Genomic DNA, 18,080 nt, shown 5'->3' with positions numbered 1-18,080 from the left:
CGCGAGCAAGCCTTTTAAAGTTCGGGCATCTGCCCAATCCGCGCGACCATTTCGCTTACCACCTGCAAATCGAGCATGAACTGCTCCACGGTCTTGAACTCGTTGTCATTGTGCCCGGTGTACTTCACGTCCGGCATGGCCAGGCCGAACTGCACGCCGTTGGGCAGGTCGTGTACCGAGGTCGCGCCCGCCGAGGTACCAAACTCATGCTTCATGCCCAGGTTTTCAGTCGCCACAGCGAGCAGTGCCTTTACCCACTCACCTTCCGGGTTGCGGTACATAGGCTCATCAAGGCTGTATTCGAAAGCGACCGAGGTATGGCTTTTGCGGGTCCATTTGCCTAGCTTGTCGGCCAGCTCGTCCTTGATGGTGGCAACCGGCTTGCCTTTGGGTACGCGCAGGTTCACGGCCAGTTTCAAGCCTTTTTCGTCCACGCCGACATAGGTCAGCGAAGCGGTGAGCGGCCCCATGAAATCGTCCTTGAAGCCTACGCCGAGTTTGTTGCCCAGGTAATCCAGGCCCCAGTTGTCGGCGGCGTAGCGGGCAGCATCGGTGAAGTGGTTGTGCTTCAGCGGAACACGCTCGCCGAGCCCGTTGATGAAATCGAGCATGCGCGCCACCGGGTTAACTCCGGATTCAGGCTCCGAAGAGTGAGCGGAAACACCGGTCACGGTGAGCAATACATTTTTGCCATCTGGCTTGGCATGGATGCTGAAGTCCCCGCCATTACGCTTTACATAGTCAGCCCCGGCCTCTTCCAGTTGGCTGGCCAGTTGCTCAGGCTTATCGGCTACCAGTGTTGCCACCGAGGTAGTGGGGATCTGGTTGGTTGCCAAGCCACCCGTGAGGTTGGTGATTTCTGCACCTTTGCCACTGGCCGGGCGTTTGCTGAAGCTGGCCATTACAGTGCCGTAGCCTTTTTCGGCGATCACCACTGGGTAGCCACCGTCGAGCGCGAGGTTGTAATTGGGCGTGGGGTTGCGGGCGAAGTAGTAGGGGATGGCGTCGCCGCTGGTTTCCTCGGTGGTGTCGATCAGCAGTTTGAATTGTCGGGCCAGGGGCAGTTGCTCGTCCTTGGCGACTTTCAAGGCGTACATGGCTACGACGATGCCGTTCTTGTCGTCCTCGGTACCCCGGCCATACATGCGGTCGCCCACCAAGGTGACCTTGAACGGGTCCAGGCGCGTCCCATCGGCCAGTTTCCAGTTGTCCGGGTTGACTGGCACCACATCGGCGTGGGCGTGGATGCCGATTACTTCCTTGCCTGCGCCAAGCGAAATTTCGTAAACGCGGTTGTCGATGTTGCGGAACGTCAGCCCAAAGCTATCGGCCAGCGCCTTGATCTGGTCGGCGATCTTGTGGAACTCGGGGTTCTCATGTTGCGGCACCCCTTCGACGCTGAAGGTAGGGATCGCCACCAGTTCGCGCAAGGTCTCGGTGGCGGCCTTGGCGTACTTGATACGGGTGTAAATGCCGAGCAGGCGGTTGATTTCGTTCTGTTGCTCGGCAGACAGCGCTTTGTTTGCGAGGTAGGCGTTGAGTGTGGCGCCGAGGTTGTCGATTTTGGCTAGGTCGCTGTCTTTTAGCTTGCCGATAAATTGCTTGAAACTGCTTGGGTCGGTGCCGTCATAGGCTTTGATGATGGCGGCGGACTGCTGCTGCGTAAGGTTGGCGTGGGCGGGGAGGGTGAACAGGCTTACGCCGCTGAGCAGCAGTGCTGCGGTGATCTTCTTGAGTTGCATGGAGCGTGCATTCCTTCGCGATCAGTAACGGGGTGCCCACGCTAACACCAACCCACCGCGGTACGGGAGTACCAGAAACGCGATATGTCGCACAAATGCAAAAGCCCCGAGTTTTCACCCGGGGCTTTCAGAAATGGCGCACTCGGCGGGATTCGAACCCACGACCCCTGCCTTCGGAGGGCAGTACTCTATCCAGCTGAGCTACGAGTGCAACGCGCACGCATGATACCCATCTGATTCGGTGGCGTCCATCGCCTTGATCTATGGCCGTTTTTCCCCACGGCCCTTCAGGGTTGGTACATAGCCTGTAGGAGCGGATTCATCCGCGATAGCGTCGGCACAGATCACCACAAACCCATCTATCCATATGCAATATCAGTATTTCCGTCACGCGCGTTATGCCCACTATGCTCTAGTCACAACTTGTTATAACAAGTAACCGATCAGCGAAGAGACCCATGGCCGAACTGCTCCCCTTGTCCCCGGTACCGCTCTACACCCAGCTCAAGGAACTGCTGCGCGAGCGCATTCTTGATGGCACCTACCCACCCCACAGCCGCATGCCCTCCGAGAGTGAGCTGGGCAAGGCTTTCGACGTGAGCCGCATCACCGTGCGCCAGGCACTGGGCGACCTGCAGAAAGAAGGGCTGGTGTTCAAGATCCATGGCAAAGGCACGTTCGTCGCCAAACCCAAGGCGTTCCAGAACGTCAGCACCTTGCAGGGGCTGGGTGAGTCGATGACGCAAATGGGCTACGAAGTGCTCAACCGCCTGCGCAGCTTCCGTCACGTACCGGCCAACGCCCTGGTGGCGGCGCGGTTGCAGGTCGAGGAGGGTACCCTGGTGACCGAAATACGCCGGGTGCGCCTGATCAATCGCGAGCCGGTGTCCCTGGAATTGACCTGGCTGCCCAAGGCCGTCGGCGAAAAGCTGGAAAAGGCCGACCTGGTGACCCGCGACATCTTCCTGCTGCTGGAAAACGACTGTGGCATCCCGCTTGGCCACGCCGACCTGGCCATCGATGCGGTATTGGCCGACAGCGACCTGACCCAGGCGCTGGAGGTGGAGGAGGGCTCGCCGATCATGCGTATCGAACGCCTCACTCACACCGCCGACGGCGCGCCGCTGGACTTCGAACACCTCTATTACCGCGGCGATGCCTTCCAGTACCGCCTGCGCATCGACCGCCACAAAGGGGGCAAGGCATGAGCTTCGAAACCCAGGACTACGACATCATCGTCATCGGTGGCGGCACGGCCGGGCCGATGGCGGCGATCAAGGCCAAGGAGCAGGACAAGGCCCTGCGCGTGCTGGTGCTGGACAAGGCCAACGTCAAGCGCAGCGGTGCTATCAGCATGGGCATGGACGGCCTGAACAACGCGATCATCCCCGGCCACGCAACGCCTGAGCAGTACACCAAGGAAATCACCGTGGCCAACGACGGCATCGTCAACCAGGCTGCCGTGCATGCGTATGCCACCCACAGCTTTGAAACCATCGAACAGCTCGACCGCTGGGGCGTGAAGTTCGAGAAAGACGAAACCGGCGATTACGCCGTGAAGAAAGTCCACCACATGGGCGCCTACGTGCTGCCCATGCCTGAAGGCCATGACATCAAGAAAGTGCTTTACCGCCAGCTCAAGCGTGCGCGTATCGAGATCAGCAACCGCATGGTCTGCACCCGCATACTGCTCGATGACCAAGGCGCCGCCGCTGGTGTAATGGGCTTTGATTGCCGCACCGGAGAGTTTCGTGTGGTGCGGGCCAAAGCGGTGATCCTTGCCTGCGGCGCCGCCGGGCGGCTGGGCTTGCCATCGTCGGGTTACCTGATGGGTACCTACGAAAACCCCACCAACGCGGGTGACGGCTATGCCATGGCCTACCACGCGGGTGCCGAGCTGGCCAACCTGGAGTGCTTCCAGATCAACCCGTTGATCAAGGACTACAACGGCCCCGCCTGTGCTTACGTGACCGGCCCGCTGGGCGGCTATACGGCCAACAGCAAGGGTGAGCGCTTTATCGAGTGCGATTACTGGAGCGGGCAGATGATGTGGGAGTTCCATCAGGAACTCGAAGGTGGCAATGGCCCGTTGTTCCTCAAACTCGACCACCTGGCCGAGGAAACCATCCAGAACATCGAAGAGATCCTGCACAGCAACGAGCGCCCCAGCCGTGGGCAGTTCCATGCAGGCCGCGGTACCGATTACCGCCAGCACATGGTCGAGATGCACATCTCCGAAATTGGCTTCTGCTCCGGGCATTCCGCTTCGGGGGTGTGGGTCAACGAAAAGGCCGAGACCAGCGTCAAGGGCTTGTACGCCGCGGGCGACATGGCCGCCGTGCCGCACAACTACATGCTGGGTGCATTCACCTACGGCTGGTTTGCGGGTGTAAACGCCGCGCGCTATGTGGCGGATCGGGAACATGCCGAGGTTGATGTGGTGCAGGTGGAACGTGAGCGTGAGCGGGTATTTGCACCGCTGCGGCGCGAACACGGCCTGCCGCCCGCTCAGGTCGAGTACAAGCTGCGACGCATGGTCAACGATTACCTGCAGCCACCCAAGGTCACCAAAAAGATGGAAATCGGCCTGGCGCGCTTTGCCGAAATCGAGCGCGATCTTGAGCAGATGAAAGCAAACAACCCGCATGAACTGATGCGGGCGATGGAAGTGGCGGTGATCCGCGATTGCGCCGAGATGGCAGCACGGGCCTCGTTGTTCCGTGAAGAAAGCCGCTGGGGCCTGTATCACCATCGGGTGGACTTCCCCGAGCGTAACGACGCCGACTGGTTTTGCCATTGCCACCTGAAAAAGGGTGAAAACGGCGAAATGACCAGCTTCAAGAAAGCAGTCGAGCCCTATCTGATTGCCCTGGATACCGAAGAACAGACCGCCTATGACCGGCTGCGCGTCAAAGCCAACGCTGCCTGAACAGAACAGAGGGCCAAAGGCCCCAAGGACACCGTGAAATGGCCTACCAACCCCAGGAAATATTCTTTCGCAGCAGCGCTCCGGTCACCATCGACGAAGACAAATGCATCGCTGACAAAGGCTGCACCGTATGCGTTGAGGTATGCCCCATGGACCTGCTGGCCATCAACCCGGCCACGCAGAAGGCCTACATGGCCTTTGACGAATGCTGGTACTGCATGCCCTGCGAAAAGGATTGCCCCACCGGCGCCGTGAAAGTCGACATCCCGTACCTGCTGCGCTGAACCACCCAAGCCATCCGGCGAACCACCGGACGCCCGCCTGCAATGCCCCTCGTTTCCCACCACCCCATCCTGGTGGCGGAGACGATTCCAATACTCAAAACGATTCGAGGGGAACCACCCATGCGCCTTGCAACAACCGTGGCCGGCCTCGCGCTGGCGCTCGCTGGCCTGCACGCCAACGCCGAAACCATCCGCATTGCCATCGGCACCCAGGACACCACCATCAACTGCGCCACCGGTGGCCTGCTGATTCGTGAACTGGGCCTGCTGGACAAGTACCTGCCGCATGATGGCAAGTACAAGGACGCCAAGTACCAGATTGAATGGAAGAACTTCACCAGTGGCGCGCCCCTGACCAACGAAATGGTCGCCGGCAAGCTGGATTTCGGCGCCATGGCGGACTTCCCGGGTTCGTTCAACGGCGTGGCCCATCTGGACGCCGGCAAACGCAGCCTGTTCATCAGCGTGCTGTCGGGCAGCGTGCATGGCAGCGGCAATGGCATTGTGGTGCCCGCTGCCTCCAGCGTGCAGTCGCTGGGTGAGCTCAAGGGCAAGACCATTTCCGTGCCGTTTGCCTCCACTGCCCACGGCATGTTGCTGCGCGCTATTGCAGCCCAAGGCTGGGACCCGCAAAAAGACGTGCGCATCATTGCCCAGGCACCGGAAATTGCAGGTTCGGCCCTACGCAGCAATCGTATAGAAGCCCATGCCGACTTTGTGCCGTTTGCCGAACTGTTTCCCAACCGCGGCTTCGCCCGCAAGATTTATGACGGTGCCCAAGCCAACGCCCCGACGTTCCACGGCGCGCTGGTCGATGCCAACTATGCGAAAAAGTACCCGGAAGTGGTCACCGCCTACCTGCGCGCCAGCCTGGAGGCTGACCGCCTGATAGCGGCCGAGCCTGAAAAGTACAGCGAGCTGATCGAGAAGGTCACCGGCATCGAAGCCGAGGTCAACTACCTGTTCCACGGGCCGCTGGGCCTGCAGACCCGAGACCTGACCTGGAAACCTGAATACCGCCAGGCTGTTGCGACGTCGATCGATACCCTCAAGTTGCTCAAAAAGACCGATCGCGGGCTTGATACCAGCGTGTTCATCGATGACCAGTACATACGTGCAGCCTTCAAGCAAGCTGGGCAGGATTATGACAAGGCGCTGAAGAACTACGCCCCGCAGCCTCTGACCGCCACCGACGCACTGACGGGCAAACCCATCACCGACTTCAGCCGCCTGGCGCAAATCTGGGTGCGTGGCGAATACAAGGTTCGCCACTACACCACCCCGGAAGCAGCCCTTGGTGCATTGGCGCAGCTGGAGCAGGAAGGCAAGGACATCCGCGCCATCTACGCCCAGGCCGCCGACAGTGGCATCAAGTTGCTGGCCAACCAGGCATGGTTCGTGCGCAACGCCAAGGGGGAGCTGGCCGCCTTCCTGTTGAAGGACCAGGCCGAACAATACGCCAAGGCACATGGTGGAGAGGCGTTGGACTTCGTCAGCGCTAACCGGAAACTGGTCGCCCAGCGCTGACCTGGAGGCAATCGCCATGACCCGTGATTTCACGCGCTGGCCCGTGCGTGTTGCCTCGCTGCTTGCCTGCCTGCTGTTCTGGCAGGTGGCAGCCAGCGCGAAACTCGACTTCGGCCTGTTCACCTTCACCTATGTGCCCACGCCGTCAGCGGTAGTGGGTGCAGCCTGGCAGTTGCTCAACTCCAGCACCTTGCTGGCGCATTTGGGCAGCAGCCTCGGCCGGGTATTTGCCGGTTACGTCGGCGCGGCGCTGTTGGGCGTGGCGTTGGGCGTGCTGATCGGCCGCTCGAAGTGGGCAGAAGACACGCTGCTGCCGCCATTGGAAGTGTTGCGGCCAATCCCGGCTGTGGCGTGGATTCCGCTGGCGATCCTGATGTTCCCATCTTCGGAGCTGTCGATGGTTTTCATTACCTTCACTGGCGCGCTTTTCCCGATCCTGCTCAACACCGTTCATGGCGTTGAGGCGGTGGACCCAAGGCTGGTGGCCTCTGCCCGCAGCCTGGGCGCAGGGCGTTGGGCAATTCTGCGCGAGGTGGTGTTGCCCGGCGCACTGCCGAGCATCGTCACGGGGTTGGCCATCGGCATGGGGACATCCTGGTTTTGCCTGGTCACCGCCGAAATGATCTCCGGGCAGTTCGGTATTGGTTACTACACCTGGGAGTCCTACACCTTGCAGAACTACCCCGACATCATTGTCGGCATGCTGTTGATCGGTGTAATGGGCATGGGCAGCAGCGCCTTGATCAAGCGCCTGGGGGCGCTGGCAACGCCGTGGTACCGCGTGCGGAGGGCCACCTGATGAGCAGTTATCAACAGGCCCCGGCAACCGGGCGGATCGAAGGGCGCGGCGTTTCGATTCACCTGGGAGCGGGGGATGAAGCGTTCGAAGCCGTGCAACGCCTGGACTTCGACGTGGCCCCCGGTGAGTTCGTGTGCATCCTTGGCCCGTCCGGCTGTGGCAAGTCCACTTTGCTTGGCGCGCTGGCCGGGCATCTGGTGCCCAGTGCCGGGCAGCTGAGCGTGGATGGCGAGGCCATCGTTGGCCCGTCACCCCAGCGCGGCATGGTGTTCCAGCACCATACGTTGCTGCCGTGGCGCAGTGTGCTCGACAACGTCGCCTTCGGGCTGAAGATGCAGGGCCTGGGCAAAGCCGAGCGTGAGCAGCAGGCGGCAGAAATGCTGCGCCTGGTCGGCCTGTCCGCCTTCGCTGGCCGCTGGCCGAGCCAGCTTTCTGGTGGCATGCAGCAGCGCGCCGAAATTGCCCGTGTACTGATCAATCGGCCCCGGCTGTTGCTCATGGACGAGCCGTTTGGCGCACTTGATGCGCAAACCCGCTCGCGGATGCAGGAAATGTTGCTGGATATCTGGGCACGCATCCACACCACCGTGGTGTTTGTCACCCATGACATCGACGAGGCGCTGTTTCTTGCCGACCGCATATTGGTGATGGGCCCGCGCCCGGGCCGCTTCATCGAAGAGCTGCAAGTGGACTTTGCGCGGCCTCGCCAAGCGAGCCTGTTGACCAGCCCGGCATTCACCCATCTCAAGCGTCACTGCCTGGCCCTGCTGCGCCACGAAGAGGGCCGCGAATTGCCGCGCCTGACCCCGCTCGGCCTGCCGGACTCTGACCACCCCCCTCTAAGGATTGCGCTATGACTGAACGAAACACCGACCACCCCGACATCATCGATTTACTGCCCCGTTTGGGGGATGCCGATGCCGGAGTGCGGCGCATTGCCCTGATCGAACTGGCCGACCTGGAAGAGCCGCAGGGCCTGCCCTGGCTGACCGACGCGCTGCTTGTCGACGCTGCTGAAGGGGTGCGTGAAGAGGCAGCGCGGCTTCTCGAAGCCTGGGAGGATCCAGAAGTGATCCAGGCACTATGCGCAGCCTTGGCCGACCCTGCAGTGGCGGTGCGTACCGCGGCTGCGCAGAGTCTGAGCGAGATCAAGAGCCAGGAAACCGGGCTATTGGTCTTGCCATGGGTGGCCCACGCCGAAGCGTTTGTACGCGCAAGCACCCTGCGTGCCTTGCGCGAACTGCGCCTTGAAGAGGCTGCGGCCCCGGCGCTGGCGGCACTGGAAGACCCGGATGCCTCTGTACGTCGTGAGGCCGTGGGCGTACTGGGTTGGCTCAAGCACGCGCCAGCTTTGCCGGTGCTGGCACGCCTTGCTGCCAGTGAGCCGGACACCGAAGTGCGCCGCGCCGCCATCGGCGCTTTGGGGTTGGCCCGTGATGACAGCGTGCTGCCCGCGTTGATCGGTGCACTGGATGATGCGGCATGGCAGGTGCGCGAAGAAGCTGCCACTACCCTGGGCAAAATCAGCCAGCAAGCAGCGGGCGCGGCGTTGATCAAGGCCTTGGGCGACCCCTTCTGGCAGGTGCGCCTGCGTGCTGCCCGCGCGCTTGGCCGCCTGCGCCATGTTGCAGCGTTGCAGGCGCTGGCCGACTTGCTCGGGCATGGCATTGCCAACCTTCGCAAGGAGGCTGCGCTGGCGCTGGGCGAACTGGGCGTGGCCCAGGCCCTGCCCGCATTGGAACAGGCGCAGGCCGACAGCGACCCGGAGGTACGCAAGGCAGTGAGAATCGCCTTGGCGCAGTTGCAGGGCGCCCAGTGATGACTGCCCCTGTCGCTTTGCACAACGAGCGTGATCGAGGTGAATTGAAGGTGCAGTGGCCCGAGGGGCTGCAACAGCTTAGTCATACCCGCTTGCGTGGCGCCTGCCCGTGCTCGCAGTGCCGTGCCGCACTGCTCAAGGGGGCGATTGGCGTGGTGGTGGATGGCGTGCGCGTCGAGCGTATCGTCGTGCAAGGCTATGGCGTGCAGCTGGTGTTCAGCGATGGCCATGACCGCGGTATCTACCCGTGGGGCTACCTGCGCGGGCTGAGTTGATGACGGGTGGCAACGCAGTAGCACCACCGGTCATGCCAAGGTCGGCTCAATCGAGGACTCTCCCTGCCCAAGAGGATCTTCACCGTGCCCCTGGATCTCGATCATTTCGCCCGTAGCCTGGCGTCGCTGGGTGATGCCCGTGCCGTCATGGAAAAGGCCCGTGCCTTCCTGGGCGCTTGGCCCGACCCCTATAAACTGGCTCACGAGCATGCGGCCGCCTACCTGCTTGAACACACCGGCAAGCCTTTGGACCCGGACAAGGTCTGGTGGCACGTGTTCACCACGGCATCCAACGCACCGACTGTTACCGGTTGGCAGCACGCCGGCCCACCAACCCGTTCACTACGTTTTACCGACCTGCTGATTCACCGGTTTGGCGGCGGCTTTCAGGCCGAGCCCGACACCCTGCCTGTCTACAGCGGCTTCTACAATCAGGGGCTCGATGCCGAGCGATACGGTGCCAACAATGAGGTGGCCTTGCTACCCAAGGACGTCATGGATTACCTGTGGCAACTGGACTTCGCATCTGAAGTGAGCCAACGCGAAGCGCGATTTTGGGGGGCGGAGGGCCTGGATTTTCCGGCGCTGGCCCGCGCCTGCTTCCTCGCCGACATTGATCGGGCTGTTGAGGGAGGCCTGTTGGCTGAAGTAGATCGGCAGAACCTGAGAGCCTGGATGGGCCTGCAAGCGGGAGCACCGCTTACACTGGCAGCGCTGACGTATTCCGGGCATCAGCCAACGTTGACCGTGCGCCATTTCCAGCTCGGTAAGGGCCATTTGGTGACCTTCCAGCATGCGTCTGGCAGGCTAGTGGTCTACATGCCGTCGATGGCGTCGCCCTTGCGGGCATTCGAGGATCGGCGTGCAATGATCCGCTGGCTGTCCAATCGACTACGCGATACGGATGCGCAAAGCTGGCTCAGCACGCTGTACCGAATGGACGCGCAATCGGACCCGTACTGGCGAGCCGCCGCCCTGCAGAAGGCCCGTCAGCAAAGTGGCTCGTACTCCAGCCCCGAATGGCCATTTGGTGAGGGCCAGGCGCTCATCCTCCCTGATCTGTTCGACAGCCTGATGCTATGGGTGAAGGCCGACCTCGGCCTGACCTTGCACAATCTGGTCAGTAATAGCGACCTGCGCAAGCAGCTCTGGCGCGGATACCTGGGGGCATTCATCCAGGTGTTTGGTGGTTTTTCGCTAATGGCCTGGCCGATTGGCCTGGCGATGCTGGGTGCCGGCTTGGCACGGCTGGGGTTGGACATTGAGGGCGCGGTGCGAGCTCGCTCGGCACCCGAGCGCACTCAGGCCATTCTTGCTTCCATTGGTGACTCCCTGGTCAGTGCATTCGCGCTGGTGGATGTCGGGCTTGGTCTCAAGGCCTTGAGTTACCGGGAACCACCCCACTTCAGCGGGGTACTGGCAACGCTGCTGGAGCCTGCGCGCTCATCCGGGAGGATCAGGCAAGTGCTCGCAGACCTCGACAGCAACCTGGTTACCGTGGTGCCTGCGCGCACTTCAGGGCCTCTGCAGGGCGTGCATGTTGATGACCAAGGCCGCAGCTGGATCGCCATGGGTGAGATGAACCTGCCGGTCCACTTCAACAGCCGCTGGTCCAGCTGGATGGTGTTGAGTGATCTCGACGACCTGGAAATCCGTGAAAGCTTGCTGGTGCGCCGAGGCCTGGACGGACAATGGCGGCTGTATGCACCGGGCGGTGATACCGATGGCCTGACTACCCAATTCTGGGACACCTACATGGAACCCGACCGGGCCATGGAAGACCGGCTTTCAGTTGCCCTGTTGCAGCGTCAGACGCGCTTGCTGGAGCGCGCGGGGCTACCGACATTCGCTGGCCACATGGCCCCTGTGGATGAGTTCGGTCACCATTATGTTGAGGTGCAGGGGCAGCGCTTCCACACCTTCAGCCAGGAAGGTGAGCTGCACAATGACCTTGCTATGGAGTACAGCAGCCACATGGCCAGGGTGAATGATGTATTCCGGGGTGATCGCTCGCGCCTGCAGGGGTTTACGGACGAAACCCTCAATGACTTTATCGGGACTTTGGCCGACTCGCTGGCGCGATTGCCGGGCAGCCGGGCTTCATTGCTCTGGCGTGGTGGGCGTGGCGAGCGCGTGGGGCTTGGGGCACGCTATCGGGCGGGTGCGATCCGGGTAGGCGACCTGTTGGTCGCCACCGATATCACATCCTTCACCGAAAACCCTTACATCCCCCGCCGGTTCATGTTGCCCAAGGAGGCCGCTGCCCGCCCTCTCGCCGAGGTGGCCGGGCATTTTGATGAGAACACCGTGCTTTATGAGGTGGTGGGCAGCGAGCAGCTAAGCGGCGCCCCGGTAGCGCCTTTGTCATTGAACTGGCAGGAAGCGGAAGTGCTGTTCACGCCGGGTAGCACTTTCCGTATTGATGACATCCATGACGTTCAGGGGCAGCACTACCGCTTCATCAAGTTCAGGCTCCGTGAGCAGCCGCGGCGGGCCGATGAACCCGCCTTCGAGATGCGCAGCGGGCAACCGTTCGAGCGCTCGGCCTACGCAGACCTGGTGGGCAACCCGCCTTGGCTCGAGCGGTTTTTCCCGGCTGATCAGTGGCCGTAAAGGCTAAAGAGCGATCAGCTCTGGCCGCAGGCCTTCCACCCTGGAGGCCTGCGGTTTCAGGTGGGGTTGTTCACCGGTTATCTGTTGCAGCACCCGCTCGCGCAAACCGTGTAGCGCCACGCCCGTACGTCTGCGCGGGTGAGGCAAGTCGATTTCCACCACGCTCTTGATGCGCCCGGGGCGAGGCTCCAGCACTACCACGCGGTCGGCCAGGTAGGTGGCCTCTTCAGCATCGTGAGTCACCAGCAGCGTGGTTATGCCTGCGCGCTCGCGAATGGCCAGCAACTCGTCCTGCAATTGCTGGCGGGTCAAGGCGTCCAGGGCACCAAAAGGTTCGTCCAGCAGCAGGATGCGCGGGCTGGCGACCAGCCCGCGGGCGATGGCCACCCGCTGGGCCATGCCGCCCGAAAGCTGATGCGGGTAAGCCGATTCGAAACCCACCAGGCCGACCAGCTGCACATACTCATGCACCCGGCGGGCACGTTCGCCTTGTGTCAGTGGCTCGTTCACCAGCCCAAGCGCGATGTTCTGTTCAACAGTCAGCCAAGGGAACAGGCGGTGCTCCTGAAACACGATGCCGCGTTCGCCGCCGATGCCTGTCACCGGTTGGCCATCGACCTTGATGGTGCCGCTGTAGTCGGTGTCCAGCCCCACCAGTAGGCGCAGCAGCGTGGACTTGCCGCAGCCCGAGGCACCGACGATGGCAATGAACTCACCCTGATTGATCGACAGGTCAAAACCCCGAAGGGCTTCGAATGCCTGGCCATCGACACTGAAGGTTTTACCGACGTTCTCGAAACTGACCAGCGCAGGGGTGGCATCGGGTTGATTGGCCGCCTGCAGGGCCGAGGTGATGAAGGCGTTCATGCGGTTCTCCAGCGCGTGGCGCGCGATTCGAGGCGTTGTCCAAGGTTGCCGAGCAGGGCGCCGACCAAGCCGATCAGCACCATGGCGGCCATGACCTGATCCATGCGGAACAGTTGCTGGGCACCGAGCATCAGGCTGGCGATGCCGCCGTCAGAGGGCATGAAGTATTCGGCACCGATGGTGCCCAGCCAGGCATAGATCAGCGACAGGCGAAGGCCGGCGAAGATTGCTGGCGCGGCACCGGGTAGCACCAGCAGGCGCAGGCGTTGCGCCAGGTTCAGGCGCAATGCCTGCGCGGCCTCGCCCAGCTGTGGTGACAGGCTGGCGATACCGCGCTGGGTGGCGATCAACAACGGGAAGAACGCCGCCATGCCAACGAACACCAGTTTGGCGCCTTCCCCCAGACCAAACCATGCCGTCAGTAGTGGCACCCAGGCGAACAGAGCCACCTGGCGTAATGCAGACAGGCTTGGCCCCAACACCCGTTCAGCGTTTCGGGAAAGGCCCAGCCACAGCCCTATGAGCAAGCCCGCACCACCGCCCAGCAACAGGCCACTCAGGGTACGTTGCAGGCTCAACAGCAGAGCTTGCGGCAAAGAGCCGTCTGCCACGCCGTCGAGCAGGGCGCGCAGTACGCCCAGGGGTGAAGTAAGAATATTGTGGTCTACCCAGCCGAAAAAGCTGATCGTCTGCCATAGCACCAGCAGCCCCAATGGCAGCAAGAGGCTCTGCCAGCTTTGGGAGGTGGCCCTCAAACGTTGTTCGCCGGTGGCCGGTTGTGGCCACAACAGCAAGCGCCGTTCAAGTACCGAGAAGCTGCGATCCATCAGCGCGCCCACCAGGCCGATGAGGATGATGCACAGGAACACCAGATCCAGCATGAACAGCTGCCGCCCCCAGACCATCAGGTAGCCAATGCCTTCACTGGATGCCAGTAGTTCGACCGCCAGCAACGAGGTCCAGCCGGTGGCCAGCGCCAGGCGCACGCCGGTAAGGAAGGCGGGCAGGGCCGCTGGCAGCAGCAGGCGCAGGAACAGCAGGTGGGGCGGTAGCCGCAGCACGGCAGCCGCTTCGCGCAGTTTGGGCTGGGCATCTCGTACACCCACCAGGGTGTGTAGCGTCACGGGTACCACTACCGCCTTGATCAGTACCACCAGCTTGAGCAGCTCACCGATACCGAACAACAGCATGAACAAGGGGATCCAGGCCAGCGTAGGAATCTGCGCAAGCGCCACGAACGTGGGCAACACCAGCGTTTGTGCCCGGCGCGAGCTACCCATCCAGGTGCCGAGCAGCAAACCGCTGGCGATGCCAGCGAGCAATCCCCAGAACAAGCGCTGCAGGCTTATCCACAAATGCCCCCAGATTTCCCCGGAGCCGAAGTCCACGGCGCTTTGCCAGACCAGCGACGGTGCCGGCAGGATCTGCTCGCTCATCCAGTGCTGCCGGCTGGCCACTACCCACAACGCTACGAGTGCCAGCGGCACTATGACGGCGTGGAATCTGTAGGAGCGGCCTTGTGTCGCGGATGGGCCGCGCAGCGGCCCCGCTCGATTCCTGCTCAGAACTCCATTCATCGGCTATCTCTCGAAACGATCACACGTTATTCGCAAATGGAATTAAAAAATTACATATGCGTATTTCAAGAGATAAGAGCATGCGCCCCGTGCATGCGGAAGCCCCTTCGCGTTGCGTTTTCCTCATATTTTGCATGCGTTCCCTGCAAGCCCCTCGCGGAGCCGCATGACTGCTGATTTATGTCTTTCAGTTACTAAAAAATGAAGTTTTGATCTTTGTAGGTTCTAACGATCCCTGACTAGCTTCTGGCCAAAGCGCCGGCCCTCGCCGGTGGCAGCCTGCCAAGGAGCCGTGCCATGAAAACCCCGCTGCGTCACTTGATTACTGCCTTCAGCCTGTTCGGCCTGATTGCGTTACACGCCCAGGCCGCCGAGCCGCAAAGCATCCGCATCGCCGTGCCCGACTTGAGTGCTGGCAGCAAGCCAAGCGCCGGGGGGGTGGTGGACGTGCTGCGCGATCAGCAACTGCTGGAGAAGGAGTTTGCCAAGGACGGCATCCGCATTGACTGGCGCTTCTTCAAGGGCGCCGGGCCAGTGATCAACGAAGCACTGGCCAACGGCCAGGTGGACTTTGCCTATCTGGGCGACCTTGCAGCCATCATCGGCAAGGCCAATGGCCTGGACACGCATGTGCTGTCGGCCGGGGTGCGTGGGGTCAAGAGTTACCTGGGCGTTGTGCCGGGCTCGGGCATCAAAACCCTGCAAGACCTCAAGGGCAAGCGCGTTGCAGTGTTCCGCGGCACCGCCAACCAGCTCTCGTTCGCCAGTGCCTTGGCCAGCCAGGGCCTGAGCGAGCGCGACCTGAAAGTCATCAACCTGGACTTCAACGCTGCCAATGCGGCCATTGCCGCCAAGCAGATCGACGCCACCTGGGGCCTGTCCACGTTGCTGACTTTGCGCGAGCGCGGCCTTGTCGAGTTGCCGGTCAATTCCCGCGACCTGAAAGGCGCAGGCAGCACCCAAGCGGTACTGGTGGGCACTGGCGATTTCATCCGTCAGCACCCCGACCTTACCGCTCGCCTGGTCAGCGCCCAGCAGCAAGCTGCCCGTTGGCTGCAGGATGACCGCAACCGCGAGGCTTACGTAAACCTGGTGGCGACTACCGCCAACTACCCCAAGCTGATCCTTGAAGGTGACTTGGCGGGCGAAAACCTTGCGCACTACTTCGATCCGCGGCTGGACGCCGAATTCATCGGCCTTCTGCAACAAGGGGTGGACCTGGCAGCTAAAGAGCGCCTGATCCGCCGTAGCTTCAAGGTTTCCGAGTGGGTCGAGCCGCGCTTCCTCGATGCCGCACTGCAACAGCAACAGGCCACTCAGGCCGCCCGTTGAAACACCATCATTTGACCGTGAGGACCACAGCAATGAGCAATGCCGCATTGGCCACTGCGCCGCAAACCGTTGAACTCGACATCCACCCGGTTGCCGGCCGTATCGGTGCCGAAATCCGTGGAGTGAAACTGGGCGCTGATCTCGACAGCGCCACGATCGACGCCATCCAGGCGGCGCTGGTAGAACACAAGGTGATTTTCTTCCGCGATCAAGCGCATCTGGATGACCAAAGCCAGGAAGCTTTCGCCAAGTTGCTGGGCGAACCGGTGGCACACCCCACCGTGCCGGTGGTGGATGGCACCAGTTACCTGCTGCAACTGGACGGTGCCGAGGGCCAGCGGGCCAACTCCTGGCACACTGACGTGACCTTTGTCGACGCCTACCCCAAGGCTTCGATCCTGCGCAGTGTGGTGGCGCCGGCCTCGGGTGGCGACACGGTCTGGGCCAACACCGCCGCAGCCTATCGCGAATTGCCCGAGCCCCTGCGCGAGTTGGCCGACAAGCTGTGGGCGGTACACAGCAACGAGTACGACTATGCCAGCCTCAAGCCGGATGTAGACCCGGCCAAGCTTGAGCGTTATCGCAAGGTGTTCACCTCGACGGTGTATGAAACCGAGCATCCTGTGGTGCGGGTACACCCGATCAGTGGCGAGCGGGCACTGCAACTGGGGCATTTCGTGAAGCGTATCAAGGGCTATTCACTGGCCGATTCGCAGCATCTGTTCGCCGTGCTGCAAGGCCATGTGACCCGGCTTGAAAACACCGTGCGCTGGCGCTGGCAAGCGGGTGATGTGGCTATCTGGGACAACCGGGCAACCCAGCACTACGCCGTGGACGACTACGGAACCCAGCCGCGTGTGGTGCGCCGGGTGACATTGGCCGGTGAAGTGCCAGTGGGTGTGGATGGCCAGCTGAGCATCACGACCCGTAAAGGGTAAACCTTTGTAATCGATGGACTCGCCCCCGCCGAGGCATCACAGTGCCACGGTGGCGTTCGAAGAAGCCAACGGCAGCGAGGGCGAGACCATGAAAAAGCATAGTTCGAAGCACGATTCCCTGTCTTCCACTGATGTGGAGCTTTGCACAACCATCTGCGTAGACCTGGCCAAACAGGTCTTCCAGTTAGCAGGCGAGGATGCTACCGGTCGGGTGATCTACGAAGATCGCATCAAATCCCGACAGGCTTTCCATGATTTCCTACTCAAGGTGCCAGTGACGGTAACTGTCTTGATGGAGTGTGGTCCGGGTGCGCAAGCCTGGGCCAGGTTGCTGCAGGCCAAGGGTAATCCGGTTCGCATTCTGCCTGCGCAACGCGTGGCCGAGCACCGCAGTGGCGCCAAGAACGACCGTAACGACGCTCATGCCATTTTGCGCGCTGGTCGCGACAGCAGCATCGCCTCGATACCGGTCAAGAGCACCACAGCACTGACTATTCAGGCGCTGCACCGTATCCGGCGCGGCAACATCAAGCGACATACAGCGCTGGGTAATCAGATGCGTGGCTTGCTGCTTGAGCATGGTGTATCCATGCCCCAAGGTGATACCGCGATCAGTACACATGTACCGCGAGCTCTTGAGGATGCCTCCTTGCCCCTGCCTGATTTGTTGCGCGAGTTGCTCGATGAACTGCTAGCTGACTGGCTCTTTCTGAGTGAGCGCATTGCGACGCTAAGTGCGCGGCTCGAAGCGACAGCCCAAGAGGATAAGGTCGCACAACGGTTGATCACCATTCGTGGTGTCGGCCCCATCATCGCCACGGCGATCGTGGCGAAAGAGACAGAACCTGCACGCTTCGCCAGTGGCCGGATGTTTTCTGCTTTCTTCGGTGTCGTGCCCGACCAGCACAGCAGCGGAAACAAAATCAGGCTGGGCAGAATGAGCAAGCGAGGTGACGGCTACATACGCAGCTTGATGATTCAAGGCGCGCATGCTGTCTTGAGTCAGCTAAAGCCTGATTCCGATCAGCCAGATGATCGCCGCCTCTTGCGCTGGCTATCCCGCCTTGGGCGCAAGGAGGCGGCGATCAGACTGGCTAATCGAAATCTGCGCATTATTTGGTCACTGCTGCAAAGTGATCAGGTTTATCAACGCAAACCGAAAGGTCATGAGGAGGCTGCCATGAGCAGCTGATCAACCGAGCAATGCCACCGGGGCGCTGCGCGCCCCAACCCCTGCTAGTGAACATTGCCCCTTGGTAAGACCGTCGCAGAGAAATGCCTCCGCTCCTACAGGCCCGGCAACATTATGGCCTCAATGTAAACGGCAAACTGCGAGCTCACCACGATGTTGGCCAGAAGCGAAAAGCTTCCTCGAATA

At 61.6% G+C, this 18,080-nt stretch carries 15 protein-coding genes and 1 tRNA gene; 12 read left to right on the top strand and 4 right to left on the bottom strand.

The features are described from left to right. Positions 1-14: 14 nt before the first annotated feature. On the bottom strand, positions 15-1,742 hold the full coding sequence (locus tag PVV54_RS25270) for a dipeptidase (RefSeq protein ID WP_274907800.1): 1,728 nt from the start codon (positions 1,740-1,742) through the stop codon (positions 15-17). A 134-nt stretch (positions 1,743-1,876) separates the two neighbouring features. Next, positions 1,877-1,953, bottom strand: a tRNA-Arg gene (locus PVV54_RS25265). Positions 1,954-2,200: 247 nt separating this feature from the next. Between PVV54_RS25265 and PVV54_RS25260 the strand changes: the two genes are divergently transcribed. The 9 genes from PVV54_RS25260 to PVV54_RS25220 all read left to right on the top strand — a co-directional run bounded on the left by PVV54_RS25260 (position 2,201) and on the right by PVV54_RS25220 (position 11,988). Beyond that, complete coding sequence (locus PVV54_RS25260) at positions 2,201-2,950, top strand: GntR family transcriptional regulator (RefSeq protein ID WP_274907799.1); 750 nt, start codon at positions 2,201-2,203, stop codon at positions 2,948-2,950. After that, the gene (locus PVV54_RS25255; protein WP_274907798.1) at positions 2,947-4,671 is read left to right on the top strand and encodes a fumarate reductase/succinate dehydrogenase flavoprotein subunit; all 1,725 of its coding nucleotides are present in this window, start codon (positions 2,947-2,949) and stop codon (positions 4,669-4,671) included. The genes PVV54_RS25260 and PVV54_RS25255 overlap by 4 nt, the downstream gene beginning before the upstream one ends. Positions 4,672-4,709: 38 nt before the next feature. Continuing rightward, positions 4,710-4,955 (top strand): 4Fe-4S dicluster domain-containing protein, encoded by a 246-nt coding sequence (locus tag PVV54_RS25250; protein WP_046616397.1) that lies wholly within the window; start codon positions 4,710-4,712, stop codon positions 4,953-4,955. A 120-nt stretch (positions 4,956-5,075) separates the two neighbouring features. Beyond that, positions 5,076-6,482 carry an ABC transporter substrate-binding protein gene (locus tag PVV54_RS25245; RefSeq protein WP_274907797.1) on the top strand — a complete coding sequence of 469 codons (1,407 nt, stop codon included), beginning with the start codon at positions 5,076-5,078 and terminating at the stop codon, positions 6,480-6,482. A 16-nt stretch (positions 6,483-6,498) separates the two neighbouring features. Further along, positions 6,499-7,281 carry an ABC transporter permease gene (locus PVV54_RS25240; protein ID WP_274907796.1) on the top strand — a complete coding sequence of 261 codons (783 nt, stop codon included), beginning with the start codon at positions 6,499-6,501 and terminating at the stop codon, positions 7,279-7,281. Beyond that, positions 7,281-8,138, top strand: a complete 858-nt coding sequence (locus PVV54_RS25235; RefSeq protein WP_274907795.1) for an ABC transporter ATP-binding protein — start codon at positions 7,281-7,283, stop codon at positions 8,136-8,138. Before PVV54_RS25240 ends, PVV54_RS25235 begins: the two co-directional genes overlap by 1 nt. Further along, on the top strand, positions 8,135-9,100 hold the full coding sequence (locus PVV54_RS25230) for a HEAT repeat domain-containing protein (RefSeq protein ID WP_274907794.1): 966 nt from the start codon (positions 8,135-8,137) through the stop codon (positions 9,098-9,100). The genes PVV54_RS25235 and PVV54_RS25230 overlap by 4 nt, the downstream gene beginning before the upstream one ends. Continuing rightward, positions 9,100-9,375, top strand: a complete 276-nt coding sequence (locus PVV54_RS25225; RefSeq protein ID WP_274907793.1) for a DUF971 domain-containing protein — start codon at positions 9,100-9,102, stop codon at positions 9,373-9,375. Before PVV54_RS25230 ends, PVV54_RS25225 begins: the two co-directional genes overlap by 1 nt. A gap of 84 nt (positions 9,376-9,459) precedes the next feature. Continuing rightward, positions 9,460-11,988: a dermonecrotic toxin domain-containing protein gene (locus tag PVV54_RS25220; protein WP_274907792.1), complete on the top strand. Its 2,529-nt coding sequence runs from the start codon at positions 9,460-9,462 to the stop codon at positions 11,986-11,988. 3 nt (positions 11,989-11,991) lie between these two features. On the opposite strand, the gene PVV54_RS25215 is transcribed toward PVV54_RS25220, so the two are convergent. Further along, on the bottom strand, positions 11,992-12,855 hold the full coding sequence (locus tag PVV54_RS25215; RefSeq protein WP_274907791.1) for an ABC transporter ATP-binding protein: 864 nt from the start codon (positions 12,853-12,855) through the stop codon (positions 11,992-11,994). Next, the gene (locus tag PVV54_RS25210; RefSeq protein ID WP_274907790.1) at positions 12,852-14,432 is read right to left on the bottom strand and encodes an ABC transporter permease; all 1,581 of its coding nucleotides are present in this window, start codon (positions 14,430-14,432) and stop codon (positions 12,852-12,854) included. The genes PVV54_RS25215 and PVV54_RS25210 overlap by 4 nt, the downstream gene beginning before the upstream one ends. Positions 14,433-14,729: 297 nt before the next feature. Between PVV54_RS25210 and PVV54_RS25205 the strand changes: the two genes are divergently transcribed. From PVV54_RS25205 to PVV54_RS25195, 3 genes are all read left to right on the top strand, one after another. Then, on the top strand, positions 14,730-15,764 hold the full coding sequence (locus tag PVV54_RS25205) for an ABC transporter substrate-binding protein (protein WP_274907789.1): 1,035 nt from the start codon (positions 14,730-14,732) through the stop codon (positions 15,762-15,764). A gap of 32 nt (positions 15,765-15,796) precedes the next feature. Beyond that, positions 15,797-16,702: a TauD/TfdA dioxygenase family protein gene (locus PVV54_RS25200; protein ID WP_274907788.1), complete on the top strand. Its 906-nt coding sequence runs from the start codon at positions 15,797-15,799 to the stop codon at positions 16,700-16,702. 133 nt (positions 16,703-16,835) lie between these two features. After that, positions 16,836-17,894 (top strand): IS110 family transposase, encoded by a 1,059-nt coding sequence (locus PVV54_RS25195; protein WP_274910394.1) that lies wholly within the window; start codon positions 16,836-16,838, stop codon positions 17,892-17,894. The last annotated feature ends 186 nt before the right edge of the window (positions 17,895-18,080 follow it).

It is taken from the genome of Pseudomonas sp. PSKL.D1 (genome assembly GCF_028898945.1).
In the GTDB taxonomy this organism is placed as follows: domain Bacteria; phylum Pseudomonadota; class Gammaproteobacteria; order Pseudomonadales; family Pseudomonadaceae; genus Aquipseudomonas.
The sequence above is the reverse complement of the archived record's forward strand: the minus strand, read 5'-3'. Positions and strand labels throughout refer to the sequence as shown.